At 72.2% G+C, this 17,172-nt stretch carries 17 protein-coding genes and 2 pseudogenes; 7 read left to right on the top strand and 12 right to left on the bottom strand.

Features of this window, described 5'->3' with window-relative positions; translation table 11 throughout:
* Positions 1-43 precede the first annotated feature (43 nt).
* From GA0070613_RS23780 to GA0070613_RS23770, 3 genes are all read left to right on the top strand, one after another.
* On the top strand, positions 44-1,156 hold the full coding sequence (locus GA0070613_RS23780) for a magnesium and cobalt transport protein CorA (RefSeq protein ID WP_089014320.1): 1,113 nt from the start codon (positions 44-46) through the stop codon (positions 1,154-1,156).
* 149 nt (positions 1,157-1,305) lie between these two features.
* Positions 1,306-2,091 (top strand): polysaccharide deacetylase family protein, encoded by a 786-nt coding sequence (locus GA0070613_RS23775; RefSeq protein ID WP_269459009.1) that lies wholly within the window; start codon positions 1,306-1,308, stop codon positions 2,089-2,091.
* Positions 2,092-2,180: 89 nt separating this feature from the next.
* Positions 2,181-2,951 carry an SGNH/GDSL hydrolase family protein gene (locus GA0070613_RS23770; RefSeq protein WP_089014319.1) on the top strand — a complete coding sequence of 257 codons (771 nt, stop codon included), beginning with the start codon at positions 2,181-2,183 and terminating at the stop codon, positions 2,949-2,951.
* Positions 2,952-3,015: 64 nt separating this feature from the next.
* Here GA0070613_RS23770 and GA0070613_RS23765 read toward each other — a convergent pair whose 3' ends face one another.
* The 3 genes and pseudogenes from GA0070613_RS23765 to GA0070613_RS33680 form a co-directional block, all read right to left on the bottom strand.
* On the bottom strand, positions 3,016-3,633 hold the full coding sequence (locus tag GA0070613_RS23765; RefSeq protein WP_089014318.1) for a mycothiol-dependent nitroreductase Rv2466c family protein: 618 nt from the start codon (positions 3,631-3,633) through the stop codon (positions 3,016-3,018).
* A 270-nt stretch (positions 3,634-3,903) separates the two neighbouring features.
* Positions 3,904-4,632 (bottom strand): annotated as a pseudogene (locus GA0070613_RS33095) (M20/M25/M40 family metallo-hydrolase); the annotation flags it as partial.
* Between the two features lie 84 nt (positions 4,633-4,716).
* Positions 4,717-5,034, bottom strand: a pseudogene (locus tag GA0070613_RS33680) (PA domain-containing protein); the annotation flags it as partial.
* 607 nt (positions 5,035-5,641) lie between these two features.
* Here GA0070613_RS33680 and GA0070613_RS23755 point away from each other — a divergent pair.
* Entirely contained in the window at positions 5,642-6,967 is a 1,326-nt protein-coding gene (locus GA0070613_RS23755; RefSeq protein ID WP_172875885.1) for an LVIVD repeat-containing protein, read from the top strand.
* Positions 6,968-7,024: 57 nt separating this feature from the next.
* Here the strand turns inward: GA0070613_RS23755 and GA0070613_RS23750 are convergent, their stop codons facing one another.
* On the bottom strand, positions 7,025-7,348 hold the full coding sequence (locus GA0070613_RS23750) for a hypothetical protein (protein WP_089014315.1): 324 nt from the start codon (positions 7,346-7,348) through the stop codon (positions 7,025-7,027).
* A gap of 607 nt (positions 7,349-7,955) precedes the next feature.
* On the opposite strand from GA0070613_RS23750, the gene GA0070613_RS32825 reads away from it, so the two are divergent.
* The 3 genes from GA0070613_RS32825 (at position 7,956) to GA0070613_RS23740 (ending at position 9,389) form a co-directional block, all read left to right on the top strand.
* Positions 7,956-8,129 carry a hypothetical protein gene (locus tag GA0070613_RS32825; RefSeq protein WP_172875884.1) on the top strand — a complete coding sequence of 58 codons (174 nt, stop codon included), beginning with the start codon at positions 7,956-7,958 and terminating at the stop codon, positions 8,127-8,129.
* 209 nt (positions 8,130-8,338) lie between these two features.
* Positions 8,339-8,947, top strand: coding sequence for a hypothetical protein (locus tag GA0070613_RS23745; RefSeq protein ID WP_197698968.1), 609 nt, complete (start codon positions 8,339-8,341; stop codon positions 8,945-8,947).
* Between the two features lie 22 nt (positions 8,948-8,969).
* On the top strand, positions 8,970-9,389 hold the full coding sequence (locus tag GA0070613_RS23740; protein ID WP_089016147.1) for a YchJ family protein: 420 nt from the start codon (positions 8,970-8,972) through the stop codon (positions 9,387-9,389).
* Between the two features lie 37 nt (positions 9,390-9,426).
* Here the strand turns inward: GA0070613_RS23740 and GA0070613_RS23735 are convergent, their stop codons facing one another.
* The 8 genes from GA0070613_RS23735 to GA0070613_RS23700 form a co-directional block, all read right to left on the bottom strand.
* A complete protein-coding gene (locus GA0070613_RS23735; RefSeq protein WP_089014314.1) occupies positions 9,427-9,972 on the bottom strand; it encodes a gluconokinase in 546 nt (181 codons plus the stop codon).
* Positions 9,962-11,191, bottom strand: coding sequence for a D-mannonate dehydratase ManD (gene manD / locus GA0070613_RS23730; RefSeq protein ID WP_089014313.1), 1,230 nt, complete (start codon positions 11,189-11,191; stop codon positions 9,962-9,964). The genes GA0070613_RS23735 and manD overlap by 11 nt, the downstream gene beginning before the upstream one ends.
* A gap of 23 nt (positions 11,192-11,214) precedes the next feature.
* Positions 11,215-12,168 carry a sugar kinase gene (locus tag GA0070613_RS23725; RefSeq protein ID WP_089014312.1) on the bottom strand — a complete coding sequence of 318 codons (954 nt, stop codon included), beginning with the start codon at positions 12,166-12,168 and terminating at the stop codon, positions 11,215-11,217.
* Positions 12,165-12,788: a bifunctional 4-hydroxy-2-oxoglutarate aldolase/2-dehydro-3-deoxy-phosphogluconate aldolase gene (locus GA0070613_RS23720; RefSeq protein WP_231929416.1), complete on the bottom strand. Its 624-nt coding sequence runs from the start codon at positions 12,786-12,788 to the stop codon at positions 12,165-12,167. The genes GA0070613_RS23725 and GA0070613_RS23720 overlap by 4 nt, the downstream gene beginning before the upstream one ends.
* 2 nt (positions 12,789-12,790) lie before the next feature.
* Complete coding sequence (dgoD, locus tag GA0070613_RS23715; RefSeq protein ID WP_089014310.1) at positions 12,791-13,939, bottom strand: galactonate dehydratase; 1,149 nt, start codon at positions 13,937-13,939, stop codon at positions 12,791-12,793.
* 7 nt (positions 13,940-13,946) lie between these two features.
* A complete protein-coding gene (locus GA0070613_RS23710) occupies positions 13,947-14,762 on the bottom strand; it encodes a carbohydrate ABC transporter permease (protein WP_089014309.1) in 816 nt (271 codons plus the stop codon).
* On the bottom strand, positions 14,759-15,706 hold the full coding sequence (locus tag GA0070613_RS23705; protein ID WP_231929415.1) for a carbohydrate ABC transporter permease: 948 nt from the start codon (positions 15,704-15,706) through the stop codon (positions 14,759-14,761). The genes GA0070613_RS23710 and GA0070613_RS23705 overlap by 4 nt, the downstream gene beginning before the upstream one ends.
* Before the next feature lie 75 nt (positions 15,707-15,781).
* A complete protein-coding gene (locus GA0070613_RS23700; RefSeq protein ID WP_231929413.1) occupies positions 15,782-17,023 on the bottom strand; it encodes an ABC transporter substrate-binding protein in 1,242 nt (413 codons plus the stop codon).
* Between the last annotated feature and the right edge of the window lie 149 nt (positions 17,024-17,172).

Raw genomic sequence — 17,172 nt, 5'->3', positions numbered from 1 at the left:
CCGTACGGTAGGCCGTCGATTCCCGGCGGGGCGGAGGTGCGCGGTGGACCGGTCGGCGGTACGGACCCGGCGGCGCCTGCGACTCCCCGCCCTGCTCGGTCGGCTGCTCGGCCGCCCGGCCGACGCCTCGGCCACGCCGACCGCCCGACGGTCCAACCCGGACGCCGTGGTGGACTGCGCCGTCTACGTCAACGGCCGGCGGGAGCCGGGGCGCCCGCACTACGCCGACGCGTACGCGCGCAGCCGCCGCACCCGGCGCTCCTTCGTCTGGCTGGGCCTGCACGAGCCGGGGGCGGCGGTGATGGCGGCGGTCGGGCGCACCTTCGGGCTGGACGAGCTGAGCGTGGCGCAGGCCCTCGCCGACGGGCACCGCCCCACCATCCAGCGGCACGGTGACGTCACCCTGCTGGTGCTGCGCACCGCGAGCTACGTCGAGCACACCGAGCTGACCGAGACCTCCGAGGTGATCGACACCGGGGACGTGATGGTCTTCCTCGGCGACCGCTTCGTGATCACCGTCCGGCACGGCGCGAGCGGCGCCCTCGCCCCGGTCCGGGAGGGCATCCAGCGTCGCCCGGGCGTGCTGGCCGCGGGACCGTGGGCGGTGGCGTACGCGGTCTGCGCCCGGATGGTGGAGCTCTACCTGGAGGTCTCCGGCCACCTGGAGCGGGACCTGGAACGCGTCGAGGAGAGCGTCTTCGCCCGCGACCGCGGCGCCGACATCCAACAGATCTACCAGCTCAAACGCGAGGTGGTGGAGTTCAAGCGGGCGGTGCTGCCGTTGCAGGCGCCGCTGCGTACCGTCGTCGAGCAGCGCGACGCCGGGCCGCCGCCGGCGTTGCAGCGCTGGTTCGTCGACGTGGAGGGCCGGCTGACCCGGGCGGTCGACCGGATCGGCGGGTACGACGACCTGCTCAACTCGATCCTGCAGTCCCGGCTGACGCAGCTCGCCGTGGAGCAGAACAACGACATGCGCAAGATCGCCGCCTGGGCGGCGATCGCCGCCACCCAGACCGCGGTGGCCGGGATCTACGGCATGAACTTCGCCCACATGCCCGAGCTGGGCTGGCGCTACGGCTACGCGGCGGCCCTGCTGGTGATGGCCCTGGCCGCGGTCACCCTGTACCGGTTGTTCCGCCGCTCCGGCTGGCTCTGACGCTCGTCCCGCTCGGGCCGGCTCAGTCGGGGCTCCCCCGTCCGGCCGGCCATTGCAAGGACGTTGCCGGCCCTGAGACCAGGCTGAATGGCGACTTCCGTGGCGCTGTACAGCCTCCCCCGCTCCTGCGGAGGGCCTAGCATCGCTGCGTGCCTCTGGACCGCCGCAGCGCCCTGACCGCCGCCGCCGGTGTCGCCGCCGGGCTTGTCGGAGTTGGCGCATGCGACTCGCCGAGCCGACCGTCGGCCGCCCGGTCGGCGACGCCGGGCGGCGGCTCCGCATCGCCATTCCCGTCCCCTGCCAGGTCGACCGGAGCTGCCCCCGGCCACGCCTCCCTACCGGGGGAGATCAACAATGCTCCACGGGACCGGCCGGACGTGGCGCTGACCTTTCATGGCCAGGGGGATGCCACCCTGGCCCGCCAACTGCTGGCTGAGCTGGAACGTGGCGGCGCCCGGGTCACCGTCTTCGCCGTGGGAACCTGGCTCGCCGAGCAGCCCGCGATGGCCCGGCGGGTCCTCGACGCAGGTCATGACCTGGGCAACCACACCGAAAACCACCGCGACATCAGCCGGATGACCCCGACCGAGGCGTTCGGTGAGATCGACGCGTGCGCCCAGCGGATCAGAAAGCTCACCGGCGCGATCGGCGCCTGGTTCCGGCCGTCCCAGACCCAGCACGCCAACGCGCTGATCCGCGCCCAAGCCAATCGGGTGGGATACCCGACCTGTGTGTCCTACGACGTGGACTCGCTGGACTACACCGATCCCGGCTCGCCCGCGGTGGTGCGGACGACGCTGAGCCAGGTGCGGCCCGGTTCGATCGTCAGCCTGCATTTCGGCCACCGCGGCACGGTGGCCGCCATCGGACCGATCCTCGACGGGCTCCGCCAGCGAGGTCTGCACGCCGTGACGATGAAGGAACTGATGAGCTGATGCTCGTCGCGGGTGCCGAAGGAAGCGTGCCGTGTCCGTGCGGCTGGGTTGAAGAACTGCGCTCGAGGGGCGGCCCTAAGCTGGCGACCATGTTGTGGCAGCGGTACGTGGCGATCGGCGACAGCACCACCGAGGGGCTGGACGACCCGGACGACGCCGGCGGCTACCGGGGCTGGGCGGACCGGTTCGCCCTGGCGGTGGCCCGCGCACAGGGCGGCCTGGAGTACGCCAACCTGGCCATCCGCGGTCGGACCACCGGGCGGATCCGGGCCGAGCAGCTGCCGGTGGCGCTGGAGCTGGCGCCGGACCTGGCCACCGTGGTGGCCGGGATGAACGACGTGCTGCGGCCGTCGTTCGACGCCGACCGGATCGCCGAGGACGTCGGCGCGATGCAGCGGGCGCTGGTCGGCCAGGGCGGCACCGTGCTCACCTTCACCCTGCCCGACCCGGCGCCGGTGATGCCGCTGGCCCGGCCGCTGCGCGGCCGGGTGGTCGCGCTCAACGCGGCGGTCCGGGCGGTCACCACCGAGACCGGCGCCACCCTGCTGGACCTGGGGGCGCACCCGGTGGCCTCGGACCTGCGCCTGTGGAGCGACGACCGGCTGCACGCCAACAGCGCCGGGCACGAACGGATCGCCGCCGCGCTGGCACACACCGCCGGCCTGCCCGGGTACGACGACTCGTGGTCGCACCCGCTGCCGGTGGCCGTCCGCCGGCCCCGCCACGAGGTGGTTCGCGCCGAGCTGGCCTGGACCCGGCGGCACCTGCTGCCCTGGCTGGCCCGGCACCTGCGCGGCCGGTCCTCCGGGGACGACCGGGTGGCCAAGCGCCCGGTGCCGCTGCCGGTCGAGCTGCCCTGAGCCGTCGCGCCGGTTACGTCGCCGCCCCGGCTGAGCCCGGTCGCGCTCGTGCCAGGGTCAGGGTTCACCGCTCGATCGGCCGACGGGTACGCGCCCGCTTCAGCTCGAAGAACCCGTCGGTGCCGGAGACCAGCAGCACCCCGTCCCAGAGCCGGCCGGCCGCCTCGCCGCGCGGGATCGGGGCCACCACCGGCCCGAAGAAGGCGGTGCGCCGTCCGGCCTGGTCGGTGACGTGGATGGTGGGGGTGCCCAGGTCCTCGCCGACCGGCTCCAGGCCGACGTGGTGGCTGGCCAGCAGCGCCTCGTCGTGGTCGGTGGAGTCGGCCGCGTCGGCCAGCTCGACGGGGAGGCCGACCTCGGTCAACGCCGCGACGTACAGGTCCCGGTCCAGCACTGCCCGATCGTGATGGATCCGGTTGCCGAGCGCGGTGTACAGGTCGCGCAGCACCTCGTTGCCGAACTTCTGCTCGGCCGCCACCGCGACCCGGACCGGGCCCATACCGGGCTTCAGCCACTCCCGGTACCACTCTTCCAGCCCGTCGCGCCCCTCGTTGAGCACGGACAGGCTCATCACGTGGAACCGGACCCGCACGTCGCGGACCCGCTCCACCTCCAGCAGCCAGCGGGAGGCGTTCCAGGCCCACGGGCAGCGCGGGTCGAACCACATGTCGGCGGTCGTCATCGTCGTCTCGATCCTTTCCGGGGAGCGCGTCTGGCCCACGGTAGGCGGACGGATCGGCCCGGTCAGAGAGCCGATCCGCAGGGGATTCAGTGGGCCAATCTCCCGCCGGACGACCAGGCGACGACGGGCCGGGACTCCGGTCACGGAGCCCCGGCCCGTCGGCGGAACGTCGGGTCACATGGTCTGGTGCCCGTGCGCGTCTTCGCTGTTCCCGGCGGCGTGCGACTTGCCGGGGGCGCGGGGCGCGCCGTTGACGGTTGAGGTGTCGTAGGCGAACGTCATGACCGCGGTGGCGATGGCGTCGCTGTTGACGTCCAGGGCCGTGGTGCTCACGTTGCCGTACAGGTTGGCGAGCTGGCCGTAGACCGCCGCGTCGGCGCCGTCGGCGACCGGCGTACGGCTGTCGCAGGCCTGGTGGTAGCAGGGGTCGTACGCCTTCCCGGCCACGCCGCCGAAGAGCGCCGCCTCGGCAGCCGTCTTCACGCCCTCCGCGCCGGTGAAGAGCCCGCCGGCCGGGATCCCGATCCCAGCGGCGATGAACGGCCCGTAGTCCGACCGGCCGGTGAAGTCCGCCGGCACGGTGGGCAGGCCCCGGGAGGCGAAGAACGCCTCGAACACGTCCTCGATCTGCGCGGAGCCGGCCGGGCCGGGACCCGAACCCGAGGCCGCGGAGTCGTCACCGTCGTAGATGCCGTAGACGTAGTTCGGCGAGCCGACCATGTCGAAGTTCAGGTACAGGGCGATGTCGGCCCGCTGAGCCGGCGACAACGAGTTCACGTAGTGGTTGGAGCCGAGCAGGCCCCCCTCCTCCGCGCCCCACCAGGCGAACCGGACCGCGTTGTTCGGCTTCACCTTCGCCATCTGCAACGCGACCTCCAGGATCGCCGCGCTGCCGGTGCCGTTGTCGTTGAACCCCGGGCCGTCCGGCACCGAGTCCAGGTGCGCCCCGGCCATCACCACGTTGTCGGTGCGGCCCTCGCGGGACTGCGCGATCACGTTCTCCGTGTTGCGCACCTCGGAGGTGGCGTCGGCGGTGATCCGGACGGTCAGGCCGGCGGTCGACGCGAACTCGACCCCCTTGGCGAACGAGACCGACACGACCGGGATGCCCACCGGCCCGCCGAGCGTGCCGGCAAACAGCGAGAACCGGTCCGGGTTGGTCGCCGGCGTGCCGTTGCCCTGGTTCATGATGATCGCCCCGACCGCGCCGGCGGCCCTGGCGTTGGTCGCCTTCTGACCGAACGAGCACTCGCCGCGCTGCATGAGCGCGACCTTGCCGGTCAGGCTGAGCCCGGTGAAGTCCCCGGGCTGGCATCCCGAGCTGGAGGTGGCCGGATTGGCCAGGGCGAGGTCGACTGGTACAACGCCGCCCGTCACGTCCCCCGCCGCCGAGTAGTCCATGAGGTCGTAGTCGACCCCGTCGGCGTAGGTGGTCGGGTTCGGCGCCACCTGGGCGAAGGACGAGCCGAACTCCTCGTAGAACGGGAACTGGAAGGGCTGTCGGGTGACCTGGTAGCCCGCCTGCTCCAGCATCCCGGCCACGTAGTCGGCGCTGGCCGCGAAGCCGGGGGTGCCGGAGGCGCGGGTGCCGCCGTGGGCGTCGGCGATCGCCTGGAAGGCGTCGAGGTGCCGGAGCACGCCCTGCACCGTGACCGCCTTGGTGAGTTTGTCGACGGAGTTGTTGTTGGGATCGGCCTGAACGGGACCGACGAGGGTCATCGACCCGACGACGGCGCCGACGGCCGCGCCGGCGAGGGCCTTTCGGGGAGACACCACGATGTGCCGCACCTCCTTGGTGACGAGGGACCCCGGTGCACCGGCCTCGCACGCCAGTTCTCAGCAATGTAGACGCAGGCTGCGGGCATGGGAACCGTCCACCCGGGTTGAACAGCGGATAGCCATGTTGCTTTCCGCCATGGGTCTAGCGATACACGGAAATATTTGGCAGCGTGACGCCCACGTACGCGGACGTGACACAGCACGACACAGCCGATCTCAGGGGAAGTACATGCGCAGACCATCCCGGATCCGATCACTCGTCGTCGCGGGAGCGGCCCTCCTGCTCGCCACGATCTCCTCCCCCGCCCAGGCCCACGAGCCATGGGACGACGGGTCCGTTCCGCCGCCTCCGCCGAGCAGCCCCGCCGACGGCTACAGCCGCAACATGCACCTGCTCTCGACCGCCGAGCACACCGGCGGCGTCAACTCCGACCTCGCCTTCTCCGGCAACCTCGTCTTCGCCGGCCACTACGGCGGCTTCCGGATCATCGACATCGCCGAGCCGGGCACGCCGGTCGAGCTGGCCGACGTGCACTGCAACGGGCCTCAGGGCGACGTCTCGGTCTGGGGCGACCTGCTGTTCCTGTCCGTGGACACCCCGCAGAGCACGCCGGGCTGCGAGGGGTCCCGCAACGTCACCGCGTCCACCCCGGGCGCCTGGGAGGGCGTACGGGTCTTCGACGTCAGCGACCCGAGCGCGCCGCGGTTCCTCCAGGCGATCCGGACCGACTGCGGCTCGCACACCCACACGCTGGTACCCCGCGAGGAGGGCGGCACCTACATCTACGTAGCGTCGTACCCGCTGAGCGCCAGCAACATCGGCCCGGACTGCCAGGCCCCGTTCGAGCGGATCTCGGTGATCGACGTGCCGGGTGGCGACGCCATCGCCGGCCTCGCCGCGAAGGTCGTGGCCGAGCCCACGATCAAGGGAATCGACCACTTCTCCGGCGCGTCCGGCGACTTCTTCGCCTGCCACGACATTCAGGTGCTGACCCCGCGCAAGCTCGCCGCCGCGGCCTGCCTGTCGCAGGGGCAGCTCTGGGACATCAGCAACCCGCTGGCGCCGCGGGTGACCGCGAACATCGACACGGCGGACGTGGACATCTGGCACAGCGCGGCGTTCACCCACGACGGGAAGCACGTCACCTTCGGCGACGAGTACTTCGGACCGGCGAAGGAGCCGTTCGGGGCGATCTGGACGTACGCGGTCGACAACCCGAGCACGCCGCTCAGCCACCTGCGCATCCCGCGCGCCGAGCCGAGCACGTACCACAACTTCAACTACGTGCCGGTGGCCGGCCGCAACATCCTCGTCTCCTCCGCGTACGGCTCTGGGACCTCGGTGGTCGACCTGACCGACCCGAGCAACCCGAAGGAGATCGGCCACTACGACATGCGGTCCAACCAGTGGTCGACGTACTGGTACAACGGGCTGATCGTCGCCAACGACATCTCCCGGGGCGTCGACGTGCTCCGCTTCAGCGGGCCGGAGACGGCCGGCGCGCGGCACCTGCCGATGCTCAACCCGCAGACCCAGACCTTCCTGCTCAACTGAATCTCCTCCGCGGAGCGGGCGGCGCCGGTGGGTGCCCGCCCGCCCGTTTGTGGTGCGTCACCGGCGCGAGGCGCGGGCCGCTACGCCGGAAGTTTGGCTGCCGCCTGGAGGGAGACACCTGGCCCGCCGAGCGTGCCGATCGGCACGTGCCTGCCGGATCCGGCCCCGCACCGCGAGGTCGATGAAGATGTTGTCGAGAAAGATGTCCGCGAACCGGGTCAGGCCGTTGACGTGCAGCTCCGGGGCGAGCCAGACCCCCGGCAGGTCGGCCAGCTCGGTCCGGAGCGCGGCGGCGGCCCGGCTCGCCGCCTCGACCTGGCCGGCCTGCCCGACGAGCCGGTCCCGCTCGGCGGCGAGCCGGGACGCGCCGCGGATCCCCACCGGCGCCCAGCCGGTCGACGTCGCGGCGCGGGCGGGCGTGTTCCCGTCCGACCGCGGCGAGCAGCCGCTCGGCGTCGTCGATGCGCCGGCGCAGGTCCTCGGTACGCCAGCCGACCGCCTCGTACTCGCGGAGCGGGTCCACAGCCTCGGCGAGCCGTCGCTCCCTCCTCCTCTACGTCGCCATGGCACAAGCCCGGCGCAACGCCCGACCCGGGCCCCGGCCCGGCCTCCTGATCGTCGCGCGGCGGCGCCCGGCTGACGGGGCGTAGGCTGGGATCATCCCGGAATCGACGACATCCCACTCGCGAGGTGGCCGCCACGCCGGATCCACCCAGGGGACGTCATGTCCGTACCGCACCTCGCCCGGACCGCAGCCGCCGACCTGACCGACGCGTCCCCGCCCCTCGCGGAGCTTCCGGTGCCCCAACGCTCCCCGGCGGCTGCTGGGTGGCCCCCGGTCGACGGGGCCCGGCGGCGGAGTCGCCCGGCCCCGTCCTCGCCGTCGACTTGCCCGCGACTGCGCCGTGCCCTGCTCGCGGCTCCACGTCTCTGACCCGACCCCGGGCGACGCCCGGGACCTTCGCAACAGCCTCATGAGGGAGCAACGATGAAGATCGCCAGACACCGGATCATCGATGTGCTGCGGGCCCGCGGCCAGCACGTCCGGGCCGACTGGATCAGGCGGGAGCTGCCCGACGAGGTCGACGTCGTCAAGCACGCGGGCCTGCTCGCGACGCTGCACGTCGATCCGGCCGAACTGACCGAAACGCCGACGCCGTGAGGGCGACGCCGCCGGTTCCGCTCGCGTAGCGGGGCACCGCGCCTACCACGAACCGGGTGAGCGCGCCTCCGCCCGGGAGTTTGGGGGTCGGGGGCGGGGGAAGACAGCAGCCCGCCGAGTCGGGGCCGGTCCGACGCGGCTGGCCAGCGCCCTGCCCGTCGGCGGCACTGCCGACCGGGGTCGGGGCAGATCCCCGAGGAGGAGCGACGATGGCGGACGCGGCGAGGGGCACCCGGACGGCCACCAGGCCCACCGGCGCGCGAAAGGCGACCGGGGCCCGCAAGGCGCCGATGAACCGGAAAGCGGCGGCGAAGAAGGTCGCGACCGCCACGAAACGGGCCACCGGGGCGAGCGCGGCCAAGACCCCGGGCGAGAAGCCCACCCCGACGACGACCCGGGTGGCCCGGAAGAAGGCCGTCGCCGCGACGGCGGCGCCCGCCCGGCGGCCGACCGCCAAGGCGGCCGCCGCCAAGAAGGCACCGGCCAAGAAGGCCGCCGCGAAGAAGGCGCCCACGACGAAGGCCGCCGCGAAGAAGGCACCGGCCAAGAAGGCGCCAGCCAAGAAGACCATGGCGAAGAAGGCACCCGCCAAGAAGGCACCCGCGAAGAAGGCCACGGCGAAGAAGGCGCCGGCCACGAGGGTCCCGGCGAAGAAGGCGCCGGCCAAGAAGGCGACGGCGACGGCCCTGGCCCGGGCCACCGCGGAAACCCGGGCGCCGGCGAAGAAGACGACGACCATGGAGTCGTCCGGCAGGCGGAACACGGCCCGCCGGCCGAGCCGCGGGCCGGTTGGCGGGGCTGGTCGCCCGCCGCGCTGAGCCCCTCGGCGAGAATGAGCACGTGGCGAAACGCGGTGCCCGCCGAAGCGCGGCCGACCAGACGACCGGAGCCTGCCCGTGCGGTTCCGGGCTGCCCTACGCCGACTGCTGTGCGCCGGTGCACCGGGGCGAGTCGACGGCGGCGACCGCCGAGGCGCTGATGCGTTCCCGGTTCAGCGCCTTCGCCGTCGGCGACGTCGACTACCTGGTACGCAGTTGGCACTCCGCCACCCGGCCCGCGCGGCTGCGGCTCGACCCGGGGCAGCGCTGGACCAGGCTGGAGATTCTCGGCACCGACCGGGGCGGCCTGTTCGACTCCGAGGGCACGGTCGAGTTCCGGGCCCACTACCGGGAGGCGGGGCGTCCGGGCAGGCTGGACGAGCGCAGCCGCTTCGTCCGCGAGGACGGCCGCTGGGTCTACCTGGACGCCCTGCCCGGGTGAGGACCACCGGCCCGGACGGACGCCCGGGCCGGTGGCGCTATCGCCCGCTCACCGGGATCCCGGCGGGCAGCCCGAGCCGGGCGACGGCCGCGCCGGCCAGCTCGTCCGGCGCCAGCGCCACGTCCAGCACGACACCGGCCTCCTCCGGCGTCAGCGGCTCCAGGATCGCCCGCTGCGAGTCGAGCAGGCTGGCCGGCATGTAGTGGTCGGCGCGGCGGCTCATCCGGTCCCGGATGAGCTCCGCCGCCCCGGCCAGGTGGACGAACTCCACGTCCGGCGGACCCTGCCGCAGCACGTCCCGGTAGGACCGCTTCAGCGCCGAGCAGGCCAGCACGGTGGACACCCCCTCGGCGTGCCGGGCGGCCATCCACGCGGCGAGGTCGCGCAGCCACGGCCAGCGGTCGGCGTCGTCCAGCGGTACGCCGGAGCGCATCCGCGCCACGTTGGACTCGGAGTGGAACTCGTCCGCCTCGGCGAACCGGAGCCCGGTCAGCTCGCTGATCCCCCGGGCCACCGTCGTCTTGCCCGCCCCGGACACCCCCATCACCACGACGTGCCGGGTGAGCGGTCGGTCACCAGTCATGGACGGTGCCGTCCTGGAGCCGGTTGAACGGCAGGTACGCCGGCTGGTACGGGAACCGGGCCGCGGCCTCCTCGTCGAGTTCCACGCCGAGACCGGGCCGCTCCCCGGGGTGCAGGTAGCCGTCGGTGAAGTTGAACGACTGCCGGAAGACCTCGTTGGTCAGCGCGCCGTGCTGCATGTACTCCTGGATGCCGAAGTTGTGGATGGCCAGGTCGAGGTGGAGCGCGGCGGCCATGCCGACCGGTGAGATGTCGGTCGGGCCGTGGATGCCGGACTTGATCTGGTACTGGGCGGCGAAGTCGAGCAGCTTCCGCATCGCCGTGATGCCCCCGGTGTGGGTGACGGCGGACCGGACGTAGTCGATGAGCTGTTCGCGGATCAGCGTCTGGTAGTCCCAGACGGTGTTGAAGACCTCGCCGATGGCCAGCGGGGTGGTGGTGTGCTGGCGGACCAGGCGCAGCGCCTCCTGGTTCTCCGCCGGGGTGCAGTCCTCCAGCCAGAACAGGTCGTACGGCTCCAGGGCCTTGCCGAGCTTGGCCGCCTGGATCGGGGTCATCCGGTGGTGCCCGTCGTGCAGCAGCGGCAGCTCGGGGCCGAACTCGTTGCGGACGGCCTCGAAGACACCGGGGAGGTGGCGCAGGTAGGCCCGGGTGTCCCAGTCCTCCTCGGCGGGCAGCGGGGTGCGCTGCGCCGGCTCGTAGTCGTACCGCTTGCCGTCGACGCCGGGCTGGGCGGCGACGCCGTAGACGGCGTTGATGCCGGGCACCGACGTCTGCACCCGGATCGACCGGTAGCCGAGGTCGAGGTGCTGGCGGATGGAGTCGAACAGCTCCGGCAGGTCCCGCCCGGAGGCGTGGCCGTACGCCATGATCCCGGTCCGCGACGCGCCGCCGAGCAGCTGGTAGAGCGGCATCCCGGCGGCCTTGGCCTTGATGTCCCAGAGGGCGACGTCCACGGCCGCGATGGCGGCCATGGTGACCGGTCCCCGCCGCCAGTACGCCGAGCGGTAGAGGAACTGCCAGGTGTCCTCGACGCGGTGCGGGTCCCGCCCGATCAGCAGGGGCACGACGTGGTCCGCCAGGTAGGAGGCGACAGACAGTTCCCGCCCGTTGAGGGTGCCGTCGCCCAGCCCGGTGAGCCCCTCGTCGGTGGTGATCTTGAGGGTGACGAAGTTGCGGTCGGGGCTGGAGACGATGACGTCCGCTGCGACGATCTTCACGCGGGTGCCTTTCTCGGGGTGATTCAGCGAAGGGTGCTGCCGGGCTGGAGGTCGTCCAGCAGGGACAGTTCGTCGCGGCGCGGCAGGCCCTCCCAGTCGCCGTCTCCGGCGACGGCGAAGGCGCCGAGGGTGACGGCGCGGCGCAGCCGCCCGGCCAGGTCGAGGCCGTCCAGGTGACCGGAGAGGTAGCCGGCGGTGAAGGCGTCGCCGGCGCCCACGGTGTCCACCGCGGTGACGGGCAGCGCCGCCGCGTGCCGGACGCCCTCGCGGGTGTACGCGCGGGCGCCGTCGCCGCCGAGCTTGACCAGCACGGTCGTCACGCCCCGCGCCAGCAGCCCGGCCACCACGGTCTCCTCCGCCGCGCCCGGTTCGCCGACGAGGTCCAGCTCGTCGGCGGAGGCGACGACGACCGAGGCGTATCCGGCGAGGGGGGTCAGCACCGCGCCGGCGTCGTCACGGCTCCACAGCTTCGCCCGGTGGTTGACGTCGAGGCAGACCAGCGTCCCGGCGCGGGACGCCGTCTCGGCCGCCCAGCGGGTGGCCGCGCGGGCGCTGTCGGACAGCGCCGGGGTGATGCCGGTCAGGTGCAGCACGCGGGTGCCGGCGGCCAGGGCCGGGCGCAGGTCCTCGACGCCCAGGGCGGACCCGGCCGAACCGGCCCGGTGGTAGCGCACCCGGGTCAGGTCGGCGGTACGCCGTTCCAGGAACATCAGCCCGGCCGGGCGCTGCGGGTCCCGGGTGACGTGGTCGACGGCGACGCCCTCGGCGCGCAGTTGCCGCAGCACGTAGCCGCCGAGCTCGTCGTCGCTGACGCGGCCGGCCCAGGCCGCCCGGTGGCCGAGCCGGGCCAGCCCGATGGCCACGTTGGACTCGGCCCCGGCGAGGTGCATGGTCAGGGCCCCACCGGTGGCCAGCGGCCCGGCCGACCGCAGCGAGACGAGCGCCTCGCCGAAGGTGAGCAGGTCGACGGCGGTCATGACGTGGCGGCGACGTACGCCCGGGCCCGCTCCCGCAGCGCGTCCAGGTCACCGCCGGAGGCGGCGTCGCCGACCAGTGGGCCGCCGACGCCGACGGCGATCGCGCCGACGGAGAGGTAGCCGGGCAGCTCGGCGAGACCCACCCCGCCGACCGCGACGAACGGGATGTCCGGGAACGGGTCGCGCAGCGCCTTCAGGTACGCCGGCCCGCCCACCGACGCCGGGAAGAGCTTGACGACGGCGGCCCCCGCCCGGACGGCGGCGTACGCCTCCGTCGGGGTGAGCGCCCCGGCGGCGACCGGGAGGCCCCGGCGGACCGCCTCGGGGATGGAGTCGACGACGGCCGGGGTGACCACGAACTGGGCCCCGGCGGCGGCCACGTCGGCGACGGCGGCCGGGGTGAGCACCGTGCCGGCGCCGACCAGCGACCCGGCCGGGGCCGCCGCCCGGATCGCCGCGATGGCGTCGAGCGCGCCCGGCGTGGTCAGGGCCACCTCCACCACCCGTACGCCCTCGGCCAGCAGGGCGGTGCCGGTGGCGATGGCGGCGGCGGTGTCGGTGCCGCGGATGACCGCCAGCAGGCGGGTCGCGGCGAGTTCGGTGGTGAGGTCGAGGGGCATGGTCACCATTCCGCGTAGGAGCCGTCGAGGTGCCGGAACATCGGGCTGCGCCAGGCGTGACCGCGCTTGTCCGCCGCGCGGACCGCCGCCTCGTCGATCTCGATGCCCAGCCCGGGCGCGGTGAGCCGCTCGACGTACCCGTCGACGAAGGTCAGCGGGGTCTTGTCGAGGCAGTAGTCGAGCACCTCGGCGCCGAGGTTGTAGTGGATGCCGATGCTCTGCTCCTGGATCAGGTAGTTCGGCGTGGCGAAGCCGACCTGGAGGCAGGCCGCGAGGGCGATCGGCCCGAGCGGGCAGTGCGGGGCGAGCTGCACGTCGTACACCTCGGCGAGCGCGGCGATCTTGCGTACCTCGGTGATGCCGCCGGCGTGCGAGAGGTCCGGCTGCGCGACCGCGATGCCGGCCTGGAACACGGGCAGGAACTCCTGCCGGCTGTAGAGCCGCTCCCCCGTGGAGACCGGGGTGGTGGTCGACCGGACGAAGTCGCCGATCAGGTGGGAGTTCTCCGGGACGACCGGCTCCTCCAGGAACAGCGGTCGGTACGGCTCCAGCAGCGGCGCCACCCGGCGGGCGTTGGCCAGGGTGAACCGGCCGTGGAAGTCGACGGCCACGTCGCGGTCGTCGCCGAGCACCTCGCGGGCCGCGGCCACCCGGGCGATCACGCCGTCGAGCTCGGCCACCGAGGCGATCGGGCTCATCCGGCCGGAGGCGTTCATCTTGACCGCGGTCAACCCCGCCTCGACCTGGGCGGCGATGTGGTCGCGGACCTCGCTCGGCTCGTCGCCGCCGACCCAGCCGTACACCCGGATCCGGTCCCGGACCGGGCCGCCGAGCAGCTGGTGCACCGGCGCCCCGAAGTGCTTGCCGGCGATGTCCCACAACGCCTGGTCGAGGCCGGACACGGCGCTGGCCAGGATCGGGCCGCCCCGGTAGAACGAGCCCTTCGTCATGACCTGCCAGTGGTCCTCGATCCGCAGCGCGTCCCGGCCGACCAGCAGCTCGCCGAGCTGCTCGACGGCGGTCCGGACGGTCTCGGAGCGCCCCTCGCAGGTGGCCTCGCCCCAGCCGACGATCCCGGAGGAGGTCTCCACGCGGACGAAGAGCCACCGGGGTGCGACGAGGAAGGTCTCGATGCGTGCGATTGTCGTCATGGTGTTGTCAGCCCTTCGTCGCGCCGGCGGTGAGCCCGGAGACCACGTACTTCTGCACGAACAGGGCGATCAGCATGATCGGCAGGGTGACCACGGTGGCCGCGGCCATCAGCCCGCCCCAGTCGATGCTGGCGTAGCCGACGAAGTCGAAGATCGCCACGGGCAGCGTCTTGGTGTCGGCGCCGGAGAGCACCAGGGCGAACATGAAGTTGTTCCAGGAGAAGATGAAGGAGAGGATGCCGGCGGTGGCGATGCCCGGCACGGACAGCGGCAGGGTGATCCGGCGGAACGCGCCGATGTGGGTCAGCCCGTCGACCAGCGCCGCCTCCTCGAGCTCCTCCGGCAGGCCGTCGAAGTAGCCCATCATGATGTAGACGACCAGCGGCAGCGAGACGAACATGTGGCTGAGGATCAGCACGCCGAAGCCGCCGACCATCTTCAGGTTGGAGAAGACGTAGTACCAGGGCACCAGCAGCGAGACGCCGGGGATGACCCGGGCCATCAGCACCACCAGCGCGGACTTGCGCATGCTGAACCGGCTCATCGAGTACGCGGCCGGCACGCCGAGGATCAGCGACGCCACGGTCGCGGCGAAGGCCACCCAGAGGCTGTTGCCGATGAACTGGACGTAGTTCGCCTGCTTGAGCACCGTGGCGTAGTTGTCCATGGTGGGCGAGAAGACCAGCGCCTTGCCGGTGTCGTAGATGTCGACGTTGGTCTTGAACGAGGCGGCGATCATCCAGAGCAGCGGCGCCAGCAGCGACAGCACCACGACGGCGAGCGCCACCACCCGGAACACCCGGTACGCGGGACGGGGCTTCATCGCTGCGCCTCCTTGCGGCGGGCGGTCAGCGCCCACATCGACCCGATGATGATCAGGAAGAAGATGATGAGGACGGTCGAGGAGACGCCGTACTCGTTGTAGTCGAAACTGAGGCCGTAGGCGTACACGTTGAGGGTCTCCACCTCGTGGAACGACCCGCCGCCGCGCCCCTTGGTGGCGTAGAGGATGTCGAAGGTCTTCAGCGCGTCGATGCCGCGCAGCAGGATCGCCACGATCACCGTGGGCATCAGCAGCGGCAGGGTGACGTGCCGGAAGCGCTGCCAGGTGCTGGCGCCGTCGATCCGGGCCGCCTCCTGCGGCTCCTCCGACAGCGAGGTCAGCCCGGCGAGCAGGATCAGCACCACCATCGGCGTCCACTGCCAGACGTCGATGAAGATGGTGGTGGGCAGCGCCGAGTGCTGGCCGGCGAGCCACGGCTGCGGTCCGATGCCGACCCAGCCGAGCACCTGGTTGGCCAGGCCGATGTTCGGGTCGAAGATGAGCCGCCACATCATGCCGACGGCGACCGGGGTGGCGACCAGCGGCATCAGGATGGCCACCCGGACCCACTTCTGCCCCTTGAACGGCCGCCACAGCAGCAGCGCGATCGCCATCCCGAGGACCACCTCGAAGAGCAGCGCTACGACGGTGAACGCGGCGGTCCGCCCGACGGCGGGCCAGAACCGGTCGGTGTCCGACAGGACGTCGAGGTAGTTCTGGAAGCCGACGAACTCGCTCTCGGCGCGGACGGAACCCTCGGCGTCGGTGAGGCTGAGGTAGCCGGTCCAGGCCAGCGGGAAGACGATCAGCGCGGCGACGAAGGCCATCGCCGGCGCCGCGAAGAGCCACTTGCGATGCTCGTTGGCCCAGCGCGCCCAGCCGGGCGTGTCGGACATGGCCGGGGCGCCGCCGGGCGCTCGGGCGGGGGTGGTGACGGTTGCCATGGGATCTCCGGGGGTGGGCTGGCCGAAGGGGTACGCGGGTGGTGGGACCGGCCGGCCCCACCACCCGCGCGCGGCTTACTTGGCCTCGTCGTCCAGGAACTTCTGGAACGCGGTGTTCGCCGTGTCGGCCGCGGCCGCGGCATCCTTGCCGGCGATCGAGTCGACGATCGGCTGGCCGACGATCTCGCGGGCCTGGGCGACCTTCACGACCAGCGGCCGGTCGTGGCCCACGCCGTCCTTGGTGCTGGCGGCGATGGCCTCGACGAGGTCCTTCGGGTAGGTCGCGGTGCCCTCCGGGTTGGCCCAGACAGAGGAACGGGCGCTCGGCACGCCGGACTTCTGCTGGGCGAGCGTCTGCTGCTTGCCGGTGGCCCACTCGATGAACTTCCAGGCGTTGCTCTTGTTCTGCGAGCTGTCGTTGACGCCGAGCGCCCAGGAGGGGATGTTGTACGGCTTGGAGCCGGCCGGGCCGGCCGGGAACGGCGCGAAGCCCACATTGTCGGCGACCTTGGACTTCGCCGGGTCGGTGGCGTTCTTGTAGAGCGAGTCGGCCTCGGTGTAGAAGGCCGCCTTGCCCTGGGTGAAGATGGCCATCGCCTCGGGCCAGCTCATGTCGGTGCTGACGTTGGCGGGGCCGGAGTCCTTGATGAGCCCGCCGTAGTAGGCGTACGCCTGCTTGGCGGCGTCGCTGTTGACGGTGGCCTTGCCACTGCCGTCGACGAAGTCACCGCCGAAGCTGTAGAGGAAGCTGGAGAACTGGGTGACCGCCGGCGACTTGCCGGTCCGGGCCACGAAGCCCGCGGTGCCCGGGGTGGCAGCCTTGATCTTGGCGGCCGCGACCTTGAGCTCGTCGAGGGTCTTCGGCGGAGCGCTCAGGCCCGCCTTGGCGAGCAGGTCCTTACGGTAGTAGAGGACCTCCTGCTCGGTGATGATCGGGACGCCGACCGGCTTGCCCTGGTAGGAGGTTGCCTCCACCGGGCCGGCCTGGAAGTCGCTGAAGTCCCAGTCCTTGTTGGACTTCACCTGGTCCGACAGGTCGGCGAGGTACTTGTTCTTGGCGAACAGCTTCCCCTCCTGGAGGGGCCGGTACATCATCACGTCGATGTCGGACGAGCCGGCGTTCAGCTTCACGTTGTACTGGTCGGAGAGCTGGTCCTCGCCGAGTTGGGTGATCTCGACCTTGAGCCCGGTCTGCTTCTCGAACTCGGGCAGGGCCTGCTTGATGTTCTCCGTCCAGACGTGGTTCGCCAGGGTCACCCGGACGGTCTTGGACTCGCCGCTGTCGTCGCCACCGCCGCCGCAGGCGGACAGGCCCATGGCGACAACCACAGCCAGAGAAGTGCCGATTATCGATCGACGCCGCACGTCCATCTCTCCTTCTGTCGTGGCCGCCGCCCCGGGGGAAGAGCGCCACACCGTTGTAACGTCTGCTTAACGCCAGGATGCTAGGACTAATAAGCTGACTT

The organism is Micromonospora inositola (assembly GCF_900090285.1).
Taxonomy (GTDB): domain Bacteria; phylum Actinomycetota; class Actinomycetes; order Mycobacteriales; family Micromonosporaceae; genus Micromonospora; species Micromonospora inositola.
The sequence above is the reverse complement of the archived record's forward strand: the minus strand, read 5'-3'. Positions and strand labels throughout refer to the sequence as shown.